The sequence below is a fragment of the Streptomyces sp. NPDC097617 genome, assembly GCF_044761485.1.
Classification (GTDB): Bacteria; Actinomycetota; Actinomycetes; order Streptomycetales; family Streptomycetaceae; genus Streptomyces.
Genome location: NZ_JBIWCL010000004.1, coordinates 144,094 through 163,555, shown reverse-complemented (window position 1 = coordinate 163,555; position 19,462 = coordinate 144,094). Strand labels below are relative to the sequence as shown.

Annotated in this window: 18 protein-coding genes and 4 pseudogenes; 13 read left to right on the top strand and 9 right to left on the bottom strand. The window is 72.0% G+C overall.

Features of this window, described 5'->3' with window-relative positions; genetic code table 11:
• The first annotated feature begins 25 nt into the window (after nucleotides 1-25).
• From ACIQZO_RS09525 to ACIQZO_RS09500, 6 genes are all read left to right on the top strand, one after another.
• Nucleotides 26-1,798 (top strand): thiopeptide-type bacteriocin biosynthesis protein, encoded by a 1,773-nt coding sequence (locus ACIQZO_RS09525; protein ID WP_403622567.1) that lies wholly within the window; start codon nucleotides 26-28, stop codon nucleotides 1,796-1,798.
• A gap of 259 nt (nucleotides 1,799-2,057) precedes the next feature.
• Nucleotides 2,058-3,275 carry a 4-hydroxybenzoate 3-monooxygenase gene (locus tag ACIQZO_RS09520; protein WP_403622564.1) on the top strand — a complete coding sequence of 406 codons (1,218 nt, stop codon included), beginning with the start codon at nucleotides 2,058-2,060 and terminating at the stop codon, nucleotides 3,273-3,275.
• A 107-nt stretch (nucleotides 3,276-3,382) separates the two neighbouring features.
• Entirely contained in the window at nucleotides 3,383-5,161 is a 1,779-nt protein-coding gene (locus ACIQZO_RS09515) for a methyltransferase (protein ID WP_403622562.1), read from the top strand.
• A 92-nt stretch (nucleotides 5,162-5,253) separates the two neighbouring features.
• A complete protein-coding gene (locus tag ACIQZO_RS09510) occupies nucleotides 5,254-5,496 on the top strand; it encodes a hypothetical protein (RefSeq protein ID WP_403622559.1) in 243 nt (80 codons plus the stop codon).
• Between the two features lie 2 nt (nucleotides 5,497-5,498).
• Nucleotides 5,499-6,065 (top strand): RNA polymerase sigma factor, encoded by a 567-nt coding sequence (locus ACIQZO_RS09505; RefSeq protein WP_403622556.1) that lies wholly within the window; start codon nucleotides 5,499-5,501, stop codon nucleotides 6,063-6,065.
• Complete coding sequence (locus tag ACIQZO_RS09500; RefSeq protein WP_403622553.1) at nucleotides 6,058-6,738, top strand: hypothetical protein; 681 nt, start codon at nucleotides 6,058-6,060, stop codon at nucleotides 6,736-6,738. Before ACIQZO_RS09505 ends, ACIQZO_RS09500 begins: the two co-directional genes overlap by 8 nt.
• A 172-nt stretch (nucleotides 6,739-6,910) precedes the next feature.
• Here ACIQZO_RS09500 and tpg read toward each other — a convergent pair whose 3' ends face one another.
• Both tpg and tap read right to left on the bottom strand, forming a co-directional pair.
• Entirely contained in the window at nucleotides 6,911-7,465 is a 555-nt protein-coding gene (gene tpg / locus ACIQZO_RS09495; protein ID WP_403622550.1) for a telomere-protecting terminal protein Tpg, read from the bottom strand.
• Between the two features lie 6 nt (nucleotides 7,466-7,471).
• Nucleotides 7,472-9,571: a telomere-associated protein Tap gene (gene tap / locus ACIQZO_RS09490; protein ID WP_403622547.1), complete on the bottom strand. Its 2,100-nt coding sequence runs from the start codon at nucleotides 9,569-9,571 to the stop codon at nucleotides 7,472-7,474.
• A gap of 163 nt (nucleotides 9,572-9,734) precedes the next feature.
• Here tap and ACIQZO_RS09485 point away from each other — a divergent pair.
• The 3 genes and pseudogenes from ACIQZO_RS09485 to ACIQZO_RS09475 form a co-directional block, all read left to right on the top strand.
• A pseudogene (locus ACIQZO_RS09485) lies at nucleotides 9,735-10,010 on the top strand (GNAT family N-acetyltransferase); the annotation flags it as partial.
• Between the two features lie 74 nt (nucleotides 10,011-10,084).
• A complete protein-coding gene (locus tag ACIQZO_RS09480) occupies nucleotides 10,085-10,735 on the top strand; it encodes an ATP-binding protein (RefSeq protein ID WP_403622544.1) in 651 nt (216 codons plus the stop codon).
• Nucleotides 10,725-11,147 carry a hypothetical protein gene (locus ACIQZO_RS09475; RefSeq protein ID WP_403622541.1) on the top strand — a complete coding sequence of 141 codons (423 nt, stop codon included), beginning with the start codon at nucleotides 10,725-10,727 and terminating at the stop codon, nucleotides 11,145-11,147. The genes ACIQZO_RS09480 and ACIQZO_RS09475 overlap by 11 nt, the downstream gene beginning before the upstream one ends.
• A gap of 637 nt (nucleotides 11,148-11,784) precedes the next feature.
• Here ACIQZO_RS09475 and ACIQZO_RS09470 read toward each other — a convergent pair.
• Together ACIQZO_RS09470 and ACIQZO_RS09465 are read right to left on the bottom strand one after the other, a co-directional pair.
• The gene (locus ACIQZO_RS09470; protein WP_403622538.1) at nucleotides 11,785-12,336 is read right to left on the bottom strand and encodes a YceI family protein; all 552 of its coding nucleotides are present in this window, start codon (nucleotides 12,334-12,336) and stop codon (nucleotides 11,785-11,787) included.
• Nucleotides 12,333-12,785 (bottom strand): annotated as a pseudogene (locus ACIQZO_RS09465) (DMT family transporter); the annotation flags it as partial. The gene ACIQZO_RS09470 and the pseudogene ACIQZO_RS09465, both read right to left, overlap by 4 nt.
• Between ACIQZO_RS09465 and ACIQZO_RS09460 the strand changes: the two are divergent.
• Together ACIQZO_RS09460 and ACIQZO_RS09455 are read left to right on the top strand one after the other, a co-directional pair.
• Nucleotides 12,783-12,944, top strand: a pseudogene (locus ACIQZO_RS09460) (MarR family transcriptional regulator); the annotation flags it as partial. The pseudogenes ACIQZO_RS09465 and ACIQZO_RS09460 overlap by 3 nt on opposite strands.
• 295 nt (nucleotides 12,945-13,239) lie before the next feature.
• Nucleotides 13,240-13,497 carry a hypothetical protein gene (locus ACIQZO_RS09455; RefSeq protein ID WP_403622535.1) on the top strand — a complete coding sequence of 86 codons (258 nt, stop codon included), beginning with the start codon at nucleotides 13,240-13,242 and terminating at the stop codon, nucleotides 13,495-13,497.
• A 475-nt stretch (nucleotides 13,498-13,972) separates the two neighbouring features.
• Here the strand turns inward: ACIQZO_RS09455 and ACIQZO_RS09450 are convergent, their stop codons facing one another.
• The 3 genes and pseudogenes from ACIQZO_RS09450 to ACIQZO_RS09440 all read right to left on the bottom strand — a co-directional run bounded on the left by ACIQZO_RS09450 (nucleotide 13,973) and on the right by ACIQZO_RS09440 (nucleotide 15,405).
• The gene (locus ACIQZO_RS09450; protein WP_403623415.1) at nucleotides 13,973-14,365 is read right to left on the bottom strand and encodes a hypothetical protein; all 393 of its coding nucleotides are present in this window, start codon (nucleotides 14,363-14,365) and stop codon (nucleotides 13,973-13,975) included.
• 178 nt (nucleotides 14,366-14,543) lie between these two features.
• Nucleotides 14,544-14,666: pseudogene (locus ACIQZO_RS09445) on the bottom strand (RHS repeat domain-containing protein); the annotation flags it as partial.
• A 247-nt stretch (nucleotides 14,667-14,913) separates the two neighbouring features.
• A complete protein-coding gene (locus tag ACIQZO_RS09440) occupies nucleotides 14,914-15,405 on the bottom strand; it encodes a MarR family winged helix-turn-helix transcriptional regulator (protein ID WP_403622532.1) in 492 nt (163 codons plus the stop codon).
• An 89-nt stretch (nucleotides 15,406-15,494) separates the two neighbouring features.
• On the opposite strand from ACIQZO_RS09440, the gene ACIQZO_RS09435 reads away from it, so the two are divergent.
• Both ACIQZO_RS09435 and ACIQZO_RS09430 read left to right on the top strand, forming a co-directional pair.
• Nucleotides 15,495-16,442, top strand: a complete 948-nt coding sequence (locus ACIQZO_RS09435) for a zinc-binding alcohol dehydrogenase family protein (RefSeq protein WP_403622529.1) — start codon at nucleotides 15,495-15,497, stop codon at nucleotides 16,440-16,442.
• A 167-nt stretch (nucleotides 16,443-16,609) separates the two neighbouring features.
• Nucleotides 16,610-16,822: a three-helix bundle dimerization domain-containing protein gene (locus ACIQZO_RS09430; protein ID WP_403622526.1), complete on the top strand. Its 213-nt coding sequence runs from the start codon at nucleotides 16,610-16,612 to the stop codon at nucleotides 16,820-16,822.
• A gap of 96 nt (nucleotides 16,823-16,918) precedes the next feature.
• Here ACIQZO_RS09430 and ACIQZO_RS09425 read toward each other — a convergent pair whose 3' ends face one another.
• Both ACIQZO_RS09425 and ACIQZO_RS09420 read right to left on the bottom strand, forming a co-directional pair.
• Nucleotides 16,919-18,808, bottom strand: coding sequence for a serine/threonine-protein kinase (locus tag ACIQZO_RS09425; RefSeq protein WP_403622524.1), 1,890 nt, complete (start codon nucleotides 18,806-18,808; stop codon nucleotides 16,919-16,921).
• Between the two features lie 197 nt (nucleotides 18,809-19,005).
• Nucleotides 19,006-19,257 carry an EF-hand domain-containing protein gene (locus ACIQZO_RS09420; protein WP_403623367.1) on the bottom strand — a complete coding sequence of 84 codons (252 nt, stop codon included), beginning with the start codon at nucleotides 19,255-19,257 and terminating at the stop codon, nucleotides 19,006-19,008.
• Nucleotides 19,258-19,462 lie beyond the last annotated feature (205 nt).

Sequence of the window (19,462 nt, the reverse complement as noted above, 5' to 3'; positions counted from 1 at the left end):
CAAGCGACGATGAGGACCGGACGACGTGACGACGACCGAGACCGAGACCGCCACCGGCACGGGCACCGCGGCCGGCACCTGGCAGAGCCACCACCTCTTCCTGCACTCCACCACCGAGGACACCGACCGCTTCCTGGTCCGCGACGCGGCCCCGCTGCTCGACGGTCTCGTGGCCGCCGGCGAGGCGGCCGACTGGTTCTTCATCCGCTACGGGGAGGACGGCCCCCACGTACGGATCCGTGTCCGTACCGCCGGGCCCACGGCCGATGACGCAGATGGCCGGCAACTCCGCGCACTTCCGGCGTTGTTGGCACGGGAGGCGCGGCAGCTGCCCGCCGTACCCGGCCCCTGGCCCTCCCGGCACGGCGAGGTCCGCGCCGTGCCCTACGTACCCGAGACCCGGCGCTACGGCGGACCGCGGGCGCTGCCCGTCGCCGAGGCGGTCTTCGGCGCCTCCACCCGCACCGCCCTCGACGTCCTGCGGGCCCTGCCCGCCGCAAGCGCGGCCGCCGCCCGGCTCACCGCTGCCGCGGACCTCGCGCACACCACGGCGTACGCCCTCGGCATGGACCGGCTCACCGCCGCGCGCTGGCTGCGCGGGCACGCGGCGGGCTGGCGCTGGGTCACCGAGGTGCCACTGCTGCCCGCCGCCGCCGTCCACGCCCGGGTCAACACCGTCCACGCGGCGCAGCGTACGAGCCTGGGCGAGCGCGCCGCGGACCTGCGCGACCGCCTTCGGGCGGGCACGGCTGCGCCCTGGCTGGCCGACTGGGCCGACCGCGTCCGGGAGTCCGACGCGCTGCTCGACAGGCCGGGGGAGTGGACCCGGGCCGGGATCTGGGGCTCGCAACTGCACATGTTGTTCAACCGGTTGGGCGTGAGCCCCGACGAGGAACGAGCCGTGTGCCGGCTGGCCGCGCGCACCCTGCTGGAGACGGACGGACCGGCCGGATTCTTCCCGCCCGGCCACACCGCGCCCGACCTGCAGTACCTGGAGCGCAGCAAGTTCCAGATCGGCCGCGGCGAGGACTCGGCGCTGCGCCCGACCGCCGCGGTCGACGACAGCGGGCCGGCGGCGGCCGCGGCCGCATCCGCCGCCGTCGCCGCCGAGGTGCCGCTCCCCGCCGATCCGTTGCCCGAGGTGTCCCTGGGCGCGGTCCTCGCCGCCCGATCCTCGCTCCGCGGCGCCCTCACCGGTCCGCTCGACGCCGGTACGCTGGGCGCCCTGCTGTGGCACTCCCTCGCCGAGAGCGGCCGCAGCGAGCAGCAGCTCGCCGACGGCACGACCCGCACCCTGGCCCACCGCCCCTACCCCAGCGCAGGCGCCCTCCACACGGCACGCGTCCGCCTTCTGGTCCTCGACGTCGCCGGGCTCCCGGCCGGCACCTACGACAGCGTCCCCGAGCGCCGGACCCTGCGCAGGATCGGCCCGGTGCCGCCGCTGGAGGACATCACCGCCCTGTCGACCTACTTCTCGCGCCCCTCCACCGACCCGGACTGGATCGGCATCGCACGGGCACCGGTACTCCTCGCCCTCTACGCCGACTTCGGCATGCTGCGCCGCCGTTACGGACTGCGCGCGCTGCGCCTGGCCCTGCTGGAGACCGGCCACCTCGCCCAGACGCTGCTGCTCACGGCGTCGGCCCTGGGCCTGGGCGGCACCCCGCTGGGCGGCTTCCACGACGACCTGGCCCACGAACTGCTCGGACTCCACGACCCGGACCAGCCCCTGCAGTACCTCCTGCCCCTCGGCCGGCGCCCGCAGTCGGCGACGGCCGGCGGTCGCGCGCCGAGGTGACGGTGGCCGCCGCCCGAGGTCCGACCACCGCGCAGGCCCCGCCCGGTGCCCCTACGCCGAACGGCCGGGCCTGCGCCGGGGCGTGCGCGAGAGTGCATCCACGTCCGCACGCCCGGCGCACACCACCGATCGGCCCCGGAAATTGGTCCCGGCGCTGACGCCAAGGGCCATGGATGTCCATGTAGATTGTCATGGTATTCCCGCCAAAGGATGGCTTGGGTGGGTGTATTGATCTTCGCGTGCTTATGCTTCACCCGCTATGACGGAAAGCCAGAACTCACGCGCGTTATGGGAATCAGCCGACGTGGTCGTCCTCGGTGCCGGTCCCGCCGGGCTCGTCCTCGGAACCCTTCTGCACACCGCCGGGATCGACTGCGTCATCCTGGAACGTGCCTCCCGCACCCAGGTGCAGACCCGGGCCCGCGCCGGCTTCCTCGCCCCGAACACCGTACGGATCCTGGAGCGCCACGGCCTCGCCGACGGCCTGCACCGGCACGGCAGCCGCCACGGCACGTGCGAGTTCCGCACGGAGGACGGCCGGTTCCGCCTCGATTACGGAGGTCTCGGCCAGGGCGGGCAGCACCACGTCTACCCGCAGCAGAACCTGGTCACGGACCTCCTGACGCACTACCTCGACCTCGGCGGACGCATCCGCTTCCACACCGAGGCACAGGCCGTGCACGACGCGGACGGCGCCGAGCCGTCCGTCATGACCCGCGAGCCCGACGGCCGACCGACCCGGTGGGCCGCCCGGTACGTCGCCGGCTGCGACGGCCGGCACGGGGCGGCCCGCCGCTCCCTGCCGCCGTCCGCCGTCCGCCGCCACCGGCGCGACCACGGGGTGACGTGGCTCGGCCTGCTCGCCGAGGCCCCGCCGAGTCTCGACGCCGTCGGCTACGCCATCCACGACCGCGGCTTCGCCGGACACATGGCCCGTACGCCCGAAGTCACCCGCTACTACCTCCAGTGGCAGCGCGGCACGGCCGCCGACGCATGGTCCGAGGAGCGGATCTGGGACGAGCTCGACGTGCGGGTGCGCGCCTGCGACCACGGCCCGCTGCGACGGGGCGGCATCCTGGAACGCGCGGTCTTCGACCTGACCTGCGACGTCATCGAACCGCTGCGCCACGGTTCGCTCTTCCTGGCCGGTGACGCCGCGAGCCTGCTCGCCCCGGCCGCCGCGAAGGGCGCCAACCTCGCGGTCCTGGAGGCCGAGGTCCTGGCCGAAGCCCTCACCGACGCCATCGCCCGGGGGGACACCGCGGGACTCGACAGGTACTCGGAGCAGTGCCTGGCGCACATCTGGCGGGCGCAGGAGTTCACCGGGTGGATGACCCGCCTGCTGCACGGGCCCGCCGGCCGGGACGAGGACGGCGGATCGCACTTCGACACAGCCCTCCAGCGGTCCCGGCTCGCCTCGCTGCGCACCTCGCGCGTCCACCAGGACTGGTTCGCCGAGAACTACGTCGGCGTGTGACCGCCGCAGCGCCCCGCACCCCTGCCCCTCACCCTGCCCCGCCACCGCCCCGCCCCCAGCCGCTTCGCCCTGCCCTGCCCCCGTACCGGCCCGAGGACACCTCCACGATGACGACCACCCTCACCGACGAAACGTTGCTCCTCGACGACACCGCGAGCCTGCGCGAGGCGGCCCGGTTCGTGCGCGAGCACGACAGCGCAGCCCTGCTCCCGCTCCTCCTGCCGGGCCTCCGCGGCCCGGACCTGCAAGCGCTGGCCGGGCACTGCCGGTTCGCCCACGCGGGGCTACTGCTCTGCCCGCCGGACGCGGACAGCCTGCGAGCCCAACTCACCGACTGCGGACTGCCCGTGGACACCCCCTTCCACCCCAGCGTGGTAGTCCGGGAACGCCTCGCCCGGCGCCACCGGCGCGACCCGGCCGAGCTCGATGTCCGGATCATGCGCCCGCAGGTGCACGACTCCGCCGGGCAACGCCGCGCGGTCGAGGTGTTCGCCCTGTTCGTACCCCCGCACTCCGGCCTGGAGGCGATCGCCGCCTACGAACGCACCCGCAGGCACGAGGCGCACCTCGCCTTCGAGGTCGAGCACCCGGAGCCCCTGGCCCTGCGCGGCCTGTGCGCGATCCTCGCCCGCCACGGGGCGGTCCCCGACGGAGGCGGCTACAACCCGCACGAGGACGGCACGGTCCTCTACTTCACCCTCCCCGCCGACGCGGCCTGCGACTACCGGCGCCTGGAGCTCTACGCACGCGGCGACCACCGAGACACCCTCGCCGCTCACCTGGACCGTCCCGACCGGCGCGGCCACCCCCGCGACGACGCCCGGCAGCCCGCCGAAACGCTCCTCCAGCTCTTCACCGGCGCGTGGACGACACAGGCACTGGCCGTGTTCGCCCGGCTGGGTCTGCCCGACGCCATGGACACCCGTACCGCGTTCCGCACCGAGGACATCGCCCGGGTGACCGGCACCCACCCCGCAAGCCTGGCCACGCTCCTGCGCTACCTCGCCATGCTCGGAGTGGTCACCCAGGAACACGACCAGGACCAGGAGCACGACGCGCTGTTCCGCCTGACCGAACTCGGCGCCCTGCTCGGCGCGGACGCGCCCGGCTCGATGCGATCCCTGGCGCTGATGTACGGCGGCCCGTTCTACCGTTCCTTCGGCGGCCTCGACCACGCCGTGCGCACCGGACAGCCCGCCTTCGACCGCCTTTTCGGCGAGAACCACTTCGACCACTTCGCCCGCGACCCCGAACTCGCCGCCCTCTTCGACCGGTCCATGGCCGCCGGCGCACGCATGTTCCAGCCGCTCCCCACCCACCCGGTCGTCACCGCCGCCGCCCAGGCAATCGCGCCCGCGACCGTCGTCGACATCGCCGGCGGGAACGGAGAACTCCTCGGACGCATCCTCACCGCACACCCGCGCCTGCGCGGTGTCCTCCTGGAACGCCCGCACGCGGTGGAGGCCGCCCGCCGCCGACTCGACGCCGCGGGCTGCGGCACGCGCTGCGGCTACCGGGCCGGCGACTTCGCGGACGTGCCGTCCGGCGGCGATGTCTACATCCTCTCCCGCGTCCTGCACGACTGGGACGACGACCGCTGCCGCGAGATCCTGCGCCACTGCGCCCGTGCGATGCCCGCCCACGCGGACCTGCTCGTCGTGGAACGCCTGCTGCCCGTCGACGGCTCCCCCTCGCTGGCCACGGCCTGGGACCTGCACATGCTGTGCAACGTCGGAGGCCGCGAACGCCGCGCCGACCACTACGCACACCTGTTCGCCGACGCGGGCCTCCAGCTCATCGGCCACAGCCCCCTGCCCCTGGACGCGTATGTCCTGCACGTCCGCAGGGCGTCCGCACCGAATCCGGGTGCGGCGAACCGCCCGTGATTCCTTTCGGCGCGGTGTCACACTCGGGGCCTCTCGATGCTTTAAGAGCCGAACGCGGCGCGCATCCGCACCGCTGAGTCGAGAGGCAGATCGTGGATCCGACGATGATGGCGGCGGCGGTGGCGGTGGTGACCGCGGTGGTCGCCACCGTGGCCCGACTGGCGTACCGGGTGGTCAAGGAACGGGCGGAGGTACGCAGGGCGGAAGTCGCACAGCAAGGTCTCTCGGAGCGGGTCCGGTCCCTGCCCCCGGGCAGTCGCCTCTCGGAGCGATCCACGGACCGTGAGGTCGAGATCCTGATCGGCGACTCCGCCGGCCACGGCGGGGAACGGTGACTGTGACAGAGCTCCCCGCACCGGCCCACATCCAGAACGTCCCCCCGGCCCTGCTGAACACGCCACCGGTCCGGCAGGACAACGGGTTCGAGGCGTTCTACACGGTGGAGATGATGAGGGTGTCGGCGTTCCTCATGAACCTGGGCGCCAGCCCGTACGAGGCGGCCGATGCCACACACGAGGCGTTCCTGACGCTCCTTCCGGACAAATGGAAGTCGCTGGAGCACCCCGCGGCCTACCTCCGCAAGGTCGCGTACCGGATGTATCTGCGGCAGGCGAGCAGCCGCCTCCTCCCCACGGACGCGGTCCCGGACCGGGAAGGCGGCACCTGCCCGGTCGAACTGGTCATCCTCACCGACGAGCAGCAGCGGATGGTCGACGTTCTGGCGGAACTGCCGCCGGCGGAAAGGGAGGCCATGGCCTGGCACCTGGACGGCTTCAGCCATGAGGAGACCGCCGAGTTCCTGGGCAAGAACCCCGCCGCGGTCCGGCAGGCGTACTGCCGCGCACGCGCACGACTGATCAACGTCCTCGGTCTGAAGAAGGAGGAGGCGGAGACCGATGAGTGACCCCAACCTGGACATGCACACCGGAACCTGCGCCGATGCCGCATCCGAGGCCGCCCTCGACGTCCTTCTCGCCAAGCACCAGATCGGACTCCACACCGCACTCGCATCCGCCCTGGACACCCGAACCGGTCTCGCACGACTCGCACGACTCGGACGCACGCCGAACCGCAAGCAGCACGGGCCGGTGGCCGGCAACTCCGCGGCGCCCCCCACGCAGCGAGGCTTCGTGGTCGAGGTGAAGTCGTCGGTACAGCCGACCAGTTCCACCTTGGCGTACGCGGTGGACGCCGTTGAGCGCGAGCTCGAGGACATCGACATCCTGGTCGATCAGATCGAGGAGCACCCGAACCGGGAGGTGACGCCCCCAGGTGCCCGCATGTGCCCTCTCATCGCCCTGGAGATCGTGTACCGCAACCTGAGCTTCGTCGCGGACCTGCTGGTCAACCAGAGGATCACGAAGGAGTCCGCCGGCTCCGTGTTCGACGTGATCGAGAGCACCTTGGAGTGCCAGGTCGAGGGCTGGACCCAGAAGGTGGCGCGGGCGCCCGGCACCCAGCGACACGTCGACATGCTGGATCTGTTCACCGACCGGGCCCACAGCACCATGGTGCTCCGGAAATTGATCGTCAGGCTGTTCGAGGAGACGGACGAGACCGTCCTGCAGTTCAACTGACGGACCGGACCGGACCGGACCGGACCGTGGCCCGCTCCGCCCCGTGACCACCGCGCGTGAGCACGGGGCGGAGCCGGTTCGCCCCACGGCCCACTCGACCACGATCGCGCCTCGCCTCGCCTCGCCTCGCCTCGCGTCGCCGTTCGGGGAGTCGCGTCGACCGGTTTCGGATTCAGTACGAGACGTCGATGTAGTCGATGTCGGTCAATTCGACTTCGAGTTGGTCGGCGCGGGTCCCGCCGTCCTTGAAGTAGGTCTCCTGGAGGCCTTCGGCGACGATCTCGCGCAACTCCTGGTCCGCAGCGCCCTGCTGCTGTGCGGCGAAGAGCCGCTGCGCGTAGGCGGCGGGGAGATGGACGGTGAGGCGCCGCATCCGCCCGTCGTCGGTGGTGCCGATGGGTGCGGTGTAGCCGAACCGGGCCCGGGTCTCCACGGTGATCCCCCCGCTCGTCGCGGCCTGCTTGCGCCGCCGGCCACGTACCACCGGCTGCCAGCGGGAGCGGACCGCCGTGTCGATGCGGTCCGCGATCGCCTTGGGCGGGATCTTCCGATCGCCCTTGCGGTAGCGCTCCACCGACCGCTGGCTGACGCCGAGTTCGGCGGCGACGGCCCTGGTGGTCTTCAGCCTGCCCATGAGGAAGTTGATGCGCGCCTTCAACGTCTTGGGCGGCTGCCGCGTGAACGTCTCGCGGTCGGCTCGGGTGATGGCGTCCTCGATGTCCCCCACGGCCCGTTACTCCCCTTCGTCCAGGACGGCGTCGCCGCCCTTGATGTGGCGGGCCGGGTTGAGGCCCTTCTCCATGACGTCGACGGCCCAGGCCATCTCCTGGACGCCTTCCACCTTGGCGAGCCCCGGCGTCGTTCCGAGGCGGAAGGATCCGGGGAGGGGCTTGCCGGAGGCGGTGTAGGGGAGGAAGTCGAGCGGTGACGCCCCCGGGCTCGGGTAGACGACGCAGTCGGACAGTACGCCGAGAGGGTACTGGCCGGTGGCCTTCGCGACGTTCGCCAGCTTGCGGTGCATGTTCACCCGGGTCTTGGAGATGACCGCGGCCCGGATGTCGGGCCGCCACGTCGGCCGCTCCATCGCCGGCCACCGCTCCCCGTCGCGGTAGTGCCGTCCCTGCGGGCGCTCGCGGAGCTTGCCGATGCCGCCCTTGACGGTGGCCTTGATGGCGGCCAGCACGGCCGCCATCCCCGGATCGCTCTCCTTGTGGTGTTCCATCGCGTCCAGGAACTGCCGCTCGTCCAGGTCCGCGGTGACGCCGAGGTCGGCGAGGGTATCCGCGTAGGCGGTCTTGAGGCGGTCGTGCCACGGGTCGAGGTAGGCACCCTTCTCCCGCCGCAGGAACCCCTCGATCGGGGCGACGTCGTAGCCGAGTTCCTGCGCGTAGGCGATGGTGTGGGTCTGGTACCAGGCCGGCCCCTCGGGGCGCTGCCCGGACGGCGTGAAGGGGGACGGCAGCCGCGGATCCAGCTCGATGTGCGACAGGTCCACCAGCCAGGAGCCGGGGATCGCCTTGTTGAACTTCGGGCGGTGGAAGTGGTCCGGCGCGGAGAGTCCGACCATGAGACGGGCCGAGGAGGCGAGGAACGCGGTGTTCAGGTCCAGGCCGATCGCGTACGGCAGCAGGCACTCCTCATCGGACAGCAGATCCACCTCGCGCACCCACTGGTACGCCTCCTCGTCGAGGAAGCCACCGGTCCAGCCCTGCGCGACCGGGTGCTCCTGCGGGGCTTCCGGCGGGGCCGGGTCCATCGGCTCGCTGCCGAGGCTGCCCGGGTTGTGGCCGGACTCCCACGCGCCCGTCCTCTCGTTCTTCGCGGCGCGGGTGGCCGGCCGCAGTGCGGTCATCAGCTCCAGCCCCGAGGTGGCGGTGGAGCCGCGCGGGGTCAGGACCCGGGCCGCGTACGTACCCAGGACGCGGGCGATCTCGGCCGGGTCCATGTCCGCCACCCCCGGCCAGGACCGCGCGTCCAGCGCGTCCCACGACAGGAGCGCGAGCTGCACGCACTGCCGTTGCCCGGCCTGCGCCGGCCGGTAGATGCGCGCCCACGGGCCGAAGCCGCGCTGCGTGAGCTTCCACTTCGCCTTGGCCACCTGCTTGACGACGGGGTGGTCGTCAGGGAGCCGCAGCGAACGGCGGGCCTCCGGCCCCTCCAACCGTTCGGGCAGTCCGAGCTTCGCGGCGGCGGCCGCGGTCAGCGCGACCAGCGGATCGGCGTCCTTCCCGGACCGGTTCAGCCGCGCGGCGCCGAGCCCGGACTCGTTCAGGGTCCACTCGACCAGTTGGGGAATCGTCGTGGCGGGGCAGTCCAGCACCATCCCGTCGATGCCGTACGCGCTCCCGTCGCCGTCCAGCACCACGAGCGGTCCGTGCGGGAACCGCGGATCGGCCGCGACCACGGGCGCGGCGGTCCTGCGTGCCGGACGACGCGATACCGCGGGGCGCGCGGCGGGCGAGACCGGCGCGACGGGCTCGTCGGGCTGTTCCACCGGCTCGGCGAACGCCTCCGTAGCGGGCACGGGTACAGGGACGGGTCCCGGAGCGGTGACGGGTACGGGCGCCGGTACGGGGGAGGGCGCAACCGGGTACTTCGCCGCCCAGCCGTCCAGCAGCCGCAGATAGGCCTGGAGTCGTGGAGGCCTCGGCTCGGAGCGACCGTTCTCCCAGTTCTTCACGGTCTGAGGCGTCGACTTCAACGCGGCCGCGAGCCGGGCCTGGGTGACACCCGCCGCCTCACGCAGTCGCGCCCGCTCCGCCGGAGAGGGCAACTGCGGCTCGCCCACCAGCAGTGCGTCCACCGCGTCGAACAGTTCTTCCTGGCTCGGCATGGCGCGCCACCTCCGCCCCGAACCTATCAGAATTAACCCTCTCTCCATGGTGAAATTAACCCTTTGAGTTGTGTCGGCGAGGCCCTGGAAGGCTGGTTCTGGCGACCCCTAGAGTTAGGGCAACCTAACCTCGCCCGCTGGGCGGAGCAGAAACGGAACCCGTATGAGACCCGAGTCCACTTCCCTCGTCTCCCCGCGCGCGGACGCCCTGACCGAGACCGTCGAAGGCTTCGGCACGGTCCGTTTCAGCCCGGTCGACCCCGTCGCGGACTCCGCCGTACTGCACTCCTGGGTCGTCGAGGAGCGCGCTCAGTTCTGGGGCATGAACGGCGCCAGCCGCGAACTGGTCCAGGAGATCTACGAGGACGTGGACCGGCGCGACACGCACCACGCGTTCATGGTCCGGCTCGACGACGAGCCCGTGGCGCTCTTCCAGACGTACGAGCCCACGGGGAGGTCGCGGGCAGGTGGGGTCCGGCTCTGCGCGCGAGAGCCTCGACGGATACTTGTGCAATGGATGGATCAAGGGACTCTTGGGTCAACACCACACACGACTGGGCCGGCACCGTGGACGCGGACCACCTCGGCCGGATCCGCAAGGAACCCGCGGAATTCGCTCCGGGCGGGCCGCGACACCTCGTTCTCGAGATCGTCGCCTACGCCGCGGACGAGGCGGCGAGCCGAGGCGGCGGACGGTGCGAGATCACCCTGCATGCGGACGGCTCCGTGTCGGTGAAGGACGACGGGCGGGGTACCGACACCCGGTTCGACGAGCACGGCCGGGTGGTGAAGAAGCCGGTCATGGCCACCAAGGACCTTCGGTTCTTCGACTCCCCGGACGCGGAGCGGCTTCCGGACGGGCATCCGCGTCGAGGGATGTCCGTCGTCGCAGCCCTGAGCGAGTGGCTGATCCACACCAACCGCCGGCTCAACGGATCCTGGAGCCAGCGCTATGAGCGCGGCGCCCCGGTGACCGGTCTGGAGCCGGTCGAGTCCGACGGAACCACCGGGACCTGCGTCCGCTTCCTGCCGGATGAAGCCCTGGGTGCGCAGGGGGCGTTGACCATGGCCGACCTGGAGCCGTGGTGCGCGCACCGGCCCGCCCTGACCGTCCGTATCGAGGACCGGCGCGACGGAACGCAGGGGGCCGGCCATGACCGCTGACCACTGGTACGTCCTCATCGAGGAGGACACCCGCACGACCCGGCACGCCGACGGCGCCGAACTCAGGCTCCACCGCTGGACGCTGACGGCCAGCCACCCCGTGGACGGTACGGAGGCACAGGCTCTCGCCACGGCCGAGGACGCGGCCCTGCACTATCTGCCGGCCGTCCTGGCTCGCCACGCGAGACCGGGGGACACCCCGGCCCGCCAGGCCTTCCGCACCCCGGACGGCGCCTGGCTGGTCCAGCTCAAGCAGCGCCACCGCGAGTGCCACATACGAGTGACCACCGCCCGCCTCATCCATACACAGGAAGAAACACAGGCCCCGCCGAAAACCCTCAAGGAAAAGCTCCGCCACGCCCTGGAAGGCCCCGAGCCCTCCGACATCCCCTGGACGCCCAAGGCCCAGTAGCGCTCGGCCGGGCGGGCGAGAGACGCTCCCGTTCCTGTGCCCCGCCGACCTCCCGGGCCAACAGCACCCCCGCCAGCAGTCCTACGAGCGCGATCGCCAGCCAGACCGCGACCTGTCCCGACTTCCCCACGAGCCCCGCCTCCCCCTCGTTCCCCCGCGGGCCCCCATCCCGCCCGCACATGGGAGCACGGGTGACGATCAAGGAACACGCCAGATCCGACGCTCCGTCATAACTGTTACTGAACGGTTGAGTTATCCGGACGGAAGGAGGGGGTGGCAGTCGTTCGCCCTCACCGCATCGTGTAAGCGCCGGCCGACGAACGGCTGACCATGCACGTCGGACGTTTCCTCAGCGCCGTCTGCCCCGAACAGGTCGTGCTGCGTCACATCAAGTGGCGCAAGGCCGACGGCAACGAGCCCGCCTGACCCCCTGACGGTCTCAGGCCCGGCCCTGACCGCGGTCCCGACCCCGGCGCACACCGGGCTCGATCGCCGCTGGGCCGCTCGGTCATCCGGCCCCCGTACCGCCGGTCTGTGCGCTCCGGCGCAGCGCGCGTGATGTGCTGGTCGTCATGGAGGGCGGTGGATGGTCGGCTCCGGCCCTCCATGACCGGTGCATGACTCAAGGGGGCTGGTACTAGACCTGCTTGATCGCGGAGATGTCGAATTCCAGGACGACCTTGTCGCCGACCAGTACGCCGCCGCCTTCCAGCGCCGCGTTCCAGGTCACGCCGAACTCCTTGCGGGAGATGGCCACCGATCCCTCCAGGCCGACCCGCAGGTTGCCGAAGGGGTCGACGGCGTTGCCCGTGTACTCGAGGTCGAAGGAGATCGGGCGGGTGGTGTCCTTGATGGTCAGGTCGCCGGTGACGCGGTGTTCGGTGTCGGAGAGCGACTCGACCGAGGTGGTGCGGAAGGTGATGTCGGGGAAGTTGGGGGCGTCGAGGAAGTCGTTGGTGCGCAGGTGCTGGTCGCGCTGCTCGACGCCGGTGTCGATGCTCTCGGTCTTGATCACCACCTGGGCGGTGGAGGCCGCCGGATCGGCGCCGTCCAGGTGGGCCGTGCCCTCGAACTGGTGGAACGCGCCGCGGACCTTGGTCACCATGGCGTGGCGGGCCACGAATCCGATCCGGGTGTGGGCGGGGTCGAGGACGTAGTCCCCGGTGAGCTCCTGGACGCTGACGGTCATGGTTGACGTTCCTCCGTAGTGCGGGATTCGGGCGGCGGTACGCCCGGATCGTTCCGGACCCACGCTAGGGCGCGACCCGGTCCGGGCCCGGCCGGACGCTCGGCGCGGCGCCGGAGTGCACTCTGCCCAGCGACCCCCGAGGGGCGGCCCAGAGCGACTCCGCTCAGTACGAGCGCCAGTCCGCACAACTGCCGGGCCGTCAGTACCTCGCCGGCGACCGCCGTCCCGAGCAGTACGCCCGTGACCGGGTTGAGCAGCCCGATCAGGCCGACCGTTCCGGCGGGCAGGCGCCGAAGGCCGGTGAACCAGGCCGCGAAGGCCAGCGCGGTGGCGACCAGGCCCACGTAGCAGAACGCGAGGACGGCCGACGGGGATACCGGCGGCGGGGCGCCCTCCACGGCCACCGCGACCGGCAGCAGGAGCAGGCCGCCGGCAGTGAGCTGCCAGGCCTGATCGTCGCCCTCACCTCGGCCGGGCGCGACCTCGTCGACCAGGCGTTCACCGACCACATGCGCAACGAACGCCGCCTGCTGGACCTCGTGACACCCGAGGAGGCCGCGGTACTCGAAACGCTGCTCGCCGGCTGGCTCTCCCGTCTGGAGGACTGAGGCGGGGGAGTGCGGATGGGCCGGCGGCCGGTCGGACCGAATCGCCGCGCGGCTGCGGACAGCCGCCGGGCCACGTCATGGACAGTCGCGGGTTCATCCCACCGGACACCTCTGACATCGACCGCCGGCCGGGAGGCCCACCCAGGCTGGGCCCATGCCTCGGGGCCCCGGTCTCTGGGCCGGTGAGGTGAACCTGTACGTCGGATGGCGGCGGGGCGGAGGGCAGCGGTGGCCGTCGGCCGGGGCGCGCCCGAGGCTCGTTGCCGGAGACGAGCAACAGGAAGGTCAGCAGCCCATGCCGCATGCCAAGGAGGAGGGCGTGGCCGCGCGCCCGCTCAGTACGGTGGATCAGCGTCGGAGCCGAGGCGGACAGCTGCGGACTGCGATCAGGCGGACCAATCTGCTACCGGCGTTCCTGGTGCTCACGGTCATGACGGTGGCCCTGTGGCTGATGGGTATGCCGTTCCTCCAGGCCCTGACGATTTCCACCGCGGTGAAGATCTCGTTGGCCCTGCTCGAGCTCCGCCGACTGCCCGATCCTCCCGACAACTGACCCGGGCCACACCGCCGTTCGCCGCAGGCGGCAATACCTCACCTCACCTCACCCTGCCCTGCCCTGCCCTGCCCGGGCAAGGCCCAGGCCCGCCAGGTCCATTCCACCCGGCTGATCCCGCTGCCGACGAGGCCCCCACGGGTGCGGCGGACGCCGAGGCGCGAGCCGTACCGGACGCCGTCCTGCACGGCGGGAATCCGGTGCTGCGGGCGGCGGCCGCGATCGCCGCGGCACCTCTCGACCCGCGGCCCGTACCGTGTGCCGGGCCGCTGCTCGACACACTCACCCACCACGGACACCTCACCCGGCCGGTCCGCGAAGCCCTGCCCGCGCTCAAAGCCGCGGACCGCCGCCGGATCTCGGAGTAGGGCGGATACCGGGCGTTCCGCCGGGACGAGGAGATCCGCGCACGGATCGACAGGGCGCTCGCGCTGCCGAGCGGGTCCCGCCCCGCGGACTCCCGTCGCGCCGGTTCCTAGGAGGACCTGTGGCGCAGCGCTCGGCGGACCATGTACACGGCAACGAGCAGCACGATGACGATGACCAGGACGATCAAGAGCGTCGAGAAGATCCCGCCCTTCTTCTTGCTCTTCTTCTTTTTGCCCTTATTGTTCCCGTTGGTGGCCTGGACCCGGGACGACGCCGGTGCCTGGAGACCGGTCGCCACGCCGGCGCCGGCGAGGAGACGACCGCTCTGCGGGAGCGCCGCGGCGGCAGAGGCCTGCCGGGCGGCCGGGGCGGCCGCCGAGGCGGTCGCCGCAGGGCCCAGTAGCAGCCCGGCGAGGACGAAGAGCGGGATGAACGCCGCCACGGCCATCGGGCGCCGCCTGCGCTGCCGGCGCTTGCTCGGATTGCTGTTCGTTGTCACTGTCTCCCCTGTTCTCCCCCGCCCCGTCCGGGCCCGGTGGGATCCGGAAGGCGGAGGCCTGGGAGCATCGTCGACGAGTTCCACCGCCCAGGCAAGGAGATGGGCCGCGCAACGTTTCGGCCGGGCGGCCGTCACCGCACCGGGTCGATGCGGGGTCCTGTTCGGCAGAGAAGGTGTTGCCGAGCGCATCGGTCAGCGAGACGGCGAGACCGGCGGCGTCGCGCGTGAGCCGTTCGACCGCACCCGCCGGGTCGGTACGGCTGACCAGCACCCCGTTCTCGTCGTGGCGGAGGCGAGCCACGACGGCCGTCCGGTTGCCGCGTTGGTCGTACTCCTGCCGCCAGGTGGCGGCGCCGTCGGGGAAGCGCAGGACGGTGAGGTGGTCGTGGTCCTCGTACGTCAAGCGGGCGATGTGCCCCAGCGGGTCGGTCCTCGCGAGCGGGTTGTCGTAGGCGTACGCCGCTCCGAGGCCGTCGGGGCACGAGGTGATACCTCCGCGGGATGCCGTACGACGGGCACGGCCGAGGCGCCGCCGGTGGGCCGGGGGCTCAGGGGGAGGGTGGAGACGTCGTCGTTCGGGTCTGCTTGATCAGGACGGCGGTGGCCCGGTCCAGGAGTGCGTTCAGTGTGGCGTGTTCGGCGGGCGTGAACGCGTCGGCGAGTGCTCGCTCGAGGACGGCCACCTCCTGGTAGGCGCGGTCGAGGAGTGCCCGGCCCTCCTCGGTCAGGCTCGCGATCTGCACCTTCGCGTGCACCGGGGACGTCTCGCGGCCGATGAGCCTCTTGGTGTCCATGTTGGCCAGCACGCTGCTCATGCTCTGCTGCGTCACCCCGCAGGAGCGGGCCAGTTGGGCGCCGGACATGCCGCCCTCGCGCGCGAGGGTCAGCAGCACGGTGTACTGCGTCATGGTCAGCCCGTAGGTGCGCAGCACCGCCTCGTGGTGCGCCATCAGCGCCTGCTCCGAGCGCCTGATCCGGGGGCAGAGGGACTCGTCGACCGGGGCTTCCATCACGTACTCCCACTTCAATGGCGGACTCATTGACAGGTTCATGGGTTGACTCAGGAACCTTATATATCTACCGTCTTCGACTGTAAGGATACTGAGTCAGCACAAGGGGCTGTGTAACGATGAAGGCTGTCCTCCTCGACGCCGAGAACCACTACCGCGTCACCGAACTCGACGAGCCCACCCCCGGCCCCGGCCAGGTGGCGATCCGCGTCGCCTACGCCGGGATCCAGTGGGGCGACATCATGGTCCGAGACGGCCACTTCCCCGTCCCGCGCCCCTTCGTCCCCGGCTTCGAGGCCTCCGGGCACATCACCGAGGTCGGCGACGGCGTCGACCCGAACCGCATCGGTACGTCCGTTACGGCGCTGACCGAGGCCGGCGCCTACGCCGAGGTGGTCCTGGCGTCCGCCGCGCTCACCCTGGACGTCGGTCACCTGTCCCTGCGTACCGCCGCAGCCCTCGGCTGGGGCGCACCGACCGCCTACGACCTGATCAACACCACCGCCCGCGTACGTCCCGGCGAGAGCGTCCTCATCCACGCCGCGGCCGGCTCGGTCGGCACCCTCGCCGTCCAGTTCGCCCGCCTCGCCGGCGCCGGGCGGATCGTCGGTGTCGCGGGCAGCGCCGCCAGGGCCGAGTACGCCGCCCGGTTCGGCTACGACCGGGTCCTGCTGCGCGAAGAGCTCCCGACGGGGCTCGACACCGAACGTTTCGACGTGATCCTCGACCCGGTCGGCGGCGCGACCCGCCGCACTGGCCTGGAACTGCTGGCCGAGCACGGGCGCCTCGTGTCCTTCGGCAACCTCGGCCCCCGCGAATCCGCCCCTGCCGACCCCGATGACCTGCTCATGCACGGCAAGTCGCTCATGACCTACAACAGCAACCTGCTCAGCCGTACCCACCCCGAACGCCTCGCCGACAGCGCCCGCCAGGCACTGCGCCTCGTCGCGGACGGCAGTGTGCGCGTCGACATCACCGCCGCGTACGAGCTGGCGGACCTGGCCACCGCCGTACAGCGGCTCGCCGAGGGAACCACCCACGGCAAGAGCGTCCTGCGTGTCGCCTGACGGCACACCGAACTGCCGGAACCCGTGGTCGCCGGAACGGGTACCCGGGAGTTCCGGCCGCCGTGCACTGCCGAAAGGCCGGGTACGGCGGCCGAAGATCGACTTCCCGGAGGAGCGCGGCGCCACGAGAATGAAGGCAGGCGAACACCCGAGGAGGGCTGAGGCGTGTGACGGCGGAATCAGAAGATGTCCTCACCATCCGCGATGTCGCCGAACGACTCATGAAGGCACACCCGCAGCTCGACGCCCGCCTGGTGCGGAGCTCGGTGCAGACCGCGTACGAAGAGCTCAGGTACGCACGGGTGCGTACGTACCTCCCCGTCCTGATGGAACGCAGAGCGCGGGACCTGCTGCCTTGCGACCAGTGGCGCGACCATTAGGCGGAGCGCCATGCCCACCGCCCGTTCGCCGGAGCGGACCATGATCGCTTACGAGCGCCCCGACAGCCCTGCCGGCCCTGCCGGCCCTGCCAGGTCCTAGTCCTTCGCCGCGGGATCCGCATTGCGCCAGACCGTCAGATCGACGGTGATGAACCTGGTCTCCCCCTTCGCGTCCGACCTGCCGCGGAAGGTCGCCAGCGTGATGTGGCCGGCCTTGCTCAGCACGCAGACCTGAGACCCGTCCGTGAGCTGATCGAGGCCGATCTTCTCGGTGAAGCGGGTCACGGCCCGGCAGGTCTCCAGGGAGCCCTTCTCGGAGTTGTTCAGCAGGACGAGCTTGCCGTTCGCGGTACCGAACTTCTCGTCCCCGAACAGGGTGTCCCGGTAGTAGAAGAGGTCCCCGTGCCCGTAGAGCACCCCCGCGCCGGTCGGCTCCTCGGCCGGGCGCGGCGGGTTGTCGGCGAACATCAGCTGGTGGTTCTGGGGTACGTCGATGCCCTGGTACGAGACCGGCTGCGGGTCGGGCCGCTTCTGCGCGCCGCCCGAAGAGCCGCCGCTCGAGGCCTTGTCGGAGCCGTCCTTGCCGGAGCCGTTCGGCAGCAGGGACCCGAGGACCGCGAGCCCGATGACCGCCGCCGCGACCACACCGATGACGATCAGCCCGGTCCGCTTGGGACGCTGCTGGGCGGGCGGACCGGGAATGAAGCCCTGGGAGTGGAACGGCGGCGGTGTGCTGCGGCCCGGGGCGTACGTGGGCTGCGTGTACGGGGGTTGGTTGTACGGCGGCTGGCCCTGCCGCGGCTGCTGCTGCGGGTACGAGGGCTGCGCGTACGGGGGCGGCGTCCGGTATCCCGGCGGCACGGACCCGGGCGGCACGGCTCCCGGAGCCACCGACGCGGGGGCTGCCTGCGTCGGCGCGGCGGCCACACCGGTCGGCGTGTACCCGGGCGCGGCGGGTACTACCGGAGGCGCACCCGGGGCCGGCGTCGGGGCCTGCGGCGAGACCTCGGTCGGAGTCGCAGTCGGTGCCCCCGCGGCCGTCGCCGTAGGCGGCTGCGGCGGCGGAGTGGGCGCCGGCGCGGGCAGCCGCAGCCGCTCGGTGATGGAACCGGCGACGGCCTGCGGCAGCCAGTCCTCGCCCTGGCGCAGCGGGGCCTCCGAGGCCGCGTTGCACAGCTCGATGACCTCCGTCAGCGTCGGGCGATCGGCCGGGTCGCGGCTGAGGCAGCGGGTCACCACCGGTCGCAGCACCTCGGGCAGGGCGCTGAGGTCCGGGTCCTCGTGCACGATCCGGTAGAGCACCGCGTGCGAGGGGCCGTCGCCGAAGACGGAGGCCCCGATCGCGGTGAAGGCCGCGATCTGCCCCAGGGCGAAGACATCGGTGGCCGCGGTGACCGTACCGGCCGAGGCCTGTTCGGGCGCCATGAAGGCCGGTGTGCCGACGCTGACGCCGGTACTGGTCAGGGCGGTGGAGTCGGCGGCCCGTGCGATGCCGAAGTCGATGACGCGCGGGCCGTCGGAGGCGAGCAGCACGTTGGCGGGCTTCAGGTCCCGGTGGACGATGCCCGCACCGTGGATGACGTGCAGCGCCTCGGCGACCCCGACGGTCAGCAGCAGCACGCTGCGCACCGGCAGCGCGCCGTGCCGTGCCACGGCGTGGGCGAGCGAGGGGCCGGGTACGTAGGCCGTGGCCAGCCAGGGCTGGGCGCCCTCGGTGTCCGAGTCGATGACCGGCGCGGTGTAGAGCCCCTGGACCCGCTCCGCGGCGCGCACCTCCTGCTGGAAGCGCCGCCGGAATTCGGGGTCCTCGCTGAACTCGGGCCGGATCACCTTGATGGCGATGGGCCGGCCGCCCGGCGTGTAGGAGAGGTAGACCTTGCCCATACCGCCCGCACCCAGCACGGCCGCCAGGCGGTAGCCGCCCACGACGGCCGGGTCGTCCGCCTTGAGGGGCTGGAAGAAGTCGGCGGAAGGTGTGCTGCCCATGGGGGACCCATCTCTGCTTGCGGTGATGCAGCACCTGGCGGCGCCCCGAAGTCACCGGAGAGAGTACCCAATACCCGGACCGCCCCGTCCCGGACCACCGCGGAGCACCCCGCCGAGCCCCGAATCGCCGCGCCGAACAGGGGAGTTGACGGCGCAGGATCGCGGCGGGGCGTACGTGTTCCCGGGCGGACCGGCCGCTACCAGCCGAAGCGGCGGTCGACCACGGCCGCGAACTCCTCGAACGTCAGCACGCGGTCGCCGTTCTGGTCGGCCGCGTCGAACAGCGCCGAGGACTCGTGGGTGTCCCCGACGCCCCAGAAGGGGATCGCTCCCTGCGCCGCGAGCGTCGGACCTTTGGAGCGCAGGGCGCCGATGATCTCGGCGCGGGTCAGAGCGCCGTCCTGGTCGAGGTCGAGGGCGTCGAACAGGCGCCGGGCCTTCTCACTCATCATGTGGTCCTTTCAGCGGTACACGCCCCGCCTCCCGGGCGGCGCGTCCTGCACGGGAGGACGCTGTGAGCCGCCGCGGGGTTGCCCCGCCGGGCCTCTGTTCCGGCGGGGCCGGGCGCGCTCATGGATGGCCGCCGGCTCCGCGGTGGCTGAAGGGCAGCCTGCCCAGTACGACCGCCATCCCGCGGGTGTCGGTGAGCGCGCA

Bases quoted from the DNA above. Each gene is read 5' to 3' on its own strand.
- ACIQZO_RS09520 (WP_403622564.1), top strand. From the start codon at position 2,058: ATGACGGAAAGCCAGAACTCACGCGCGTTATGGGAATCAGCCGACGTG.
- ACIQZO_RS09515 (WP_403622562.1), top strand. From the start codon at position 3,383: ATGACGACCACCCTCACCGACGAAACGTTGCTCCTCGACGACACCGCG.
- ACIQZO_RS09500 (WP_403622553.1), top strand. From the start codon at position 6,058: ATGAGTGACCCCAACCTGGACATGCACACCGGAACCTGCGCCGATGCC.
- tap (WP_403622547.1), bottom strand. From the start codon at position 9,571: ATGCCGAGCCAGGAAGAACTGTTCGACGCGGTGGACGCACTGCTGGTG.
- ACIQZO_RS09480 (WP_403622544.1), top strand. From the start codon at position 10,085: ATGGATGGATCAAGGGACTCTTGGGTCAACACCACACACGACTGGGCC.
- ACIQZO_RS09475 (WP_403622541.1), top strand. From the start codon at position 10,725: ATGACCGCTGACCACTGGTACGTCCTCATCGAGGAGGACACCCGCACG.
- ACIQZO_RS09470 (WP_403622538.1), bottom strand. From the start codon at position 12,336: ATGACCGTCAGCGTCCAGGAGCTCACCGGGGACTACGTCCTCGACCCC.
- ACIQZO_RS09455 (WP_403622535.1), top strand. From the start codon at position 13,240: ATGCCGCATGCCAAGGAGGAGGGCGTGGCCGCGCGCCCGCTCAGTACG.
- ACIQZO_RS09440 (WP_403622532.1), bottom strand. From the start codon at position 15,405: ATGAGTCCGCCATTGAAGTGGGAGTACGTGATGGAAGCCCCGGTCGAC.
- ACIQZO_RS09435 (WP_403622529.1), top strand. From the start codon at position 15,495: ATGAAGGCTGTCCTCCTCGACGCCGAGAACCACTACCGCGTCACCGAA.
- ACIQZO_RS09425 (WP_403622524.1), bottom strand. From the start codon at position 18,808: ATGGGCAGCACACCTTCCGCCGACTTCTTCCAGCCCCTCAAGGCGGAC.
- ACIQZO_RS09420 (WP_403623367.1), bottom strand. From the start codon at position 19,257: ATGAGTGAGAAGGCCCGGCGCCTGTTCGACGCCCTCGACCTCGACCAG.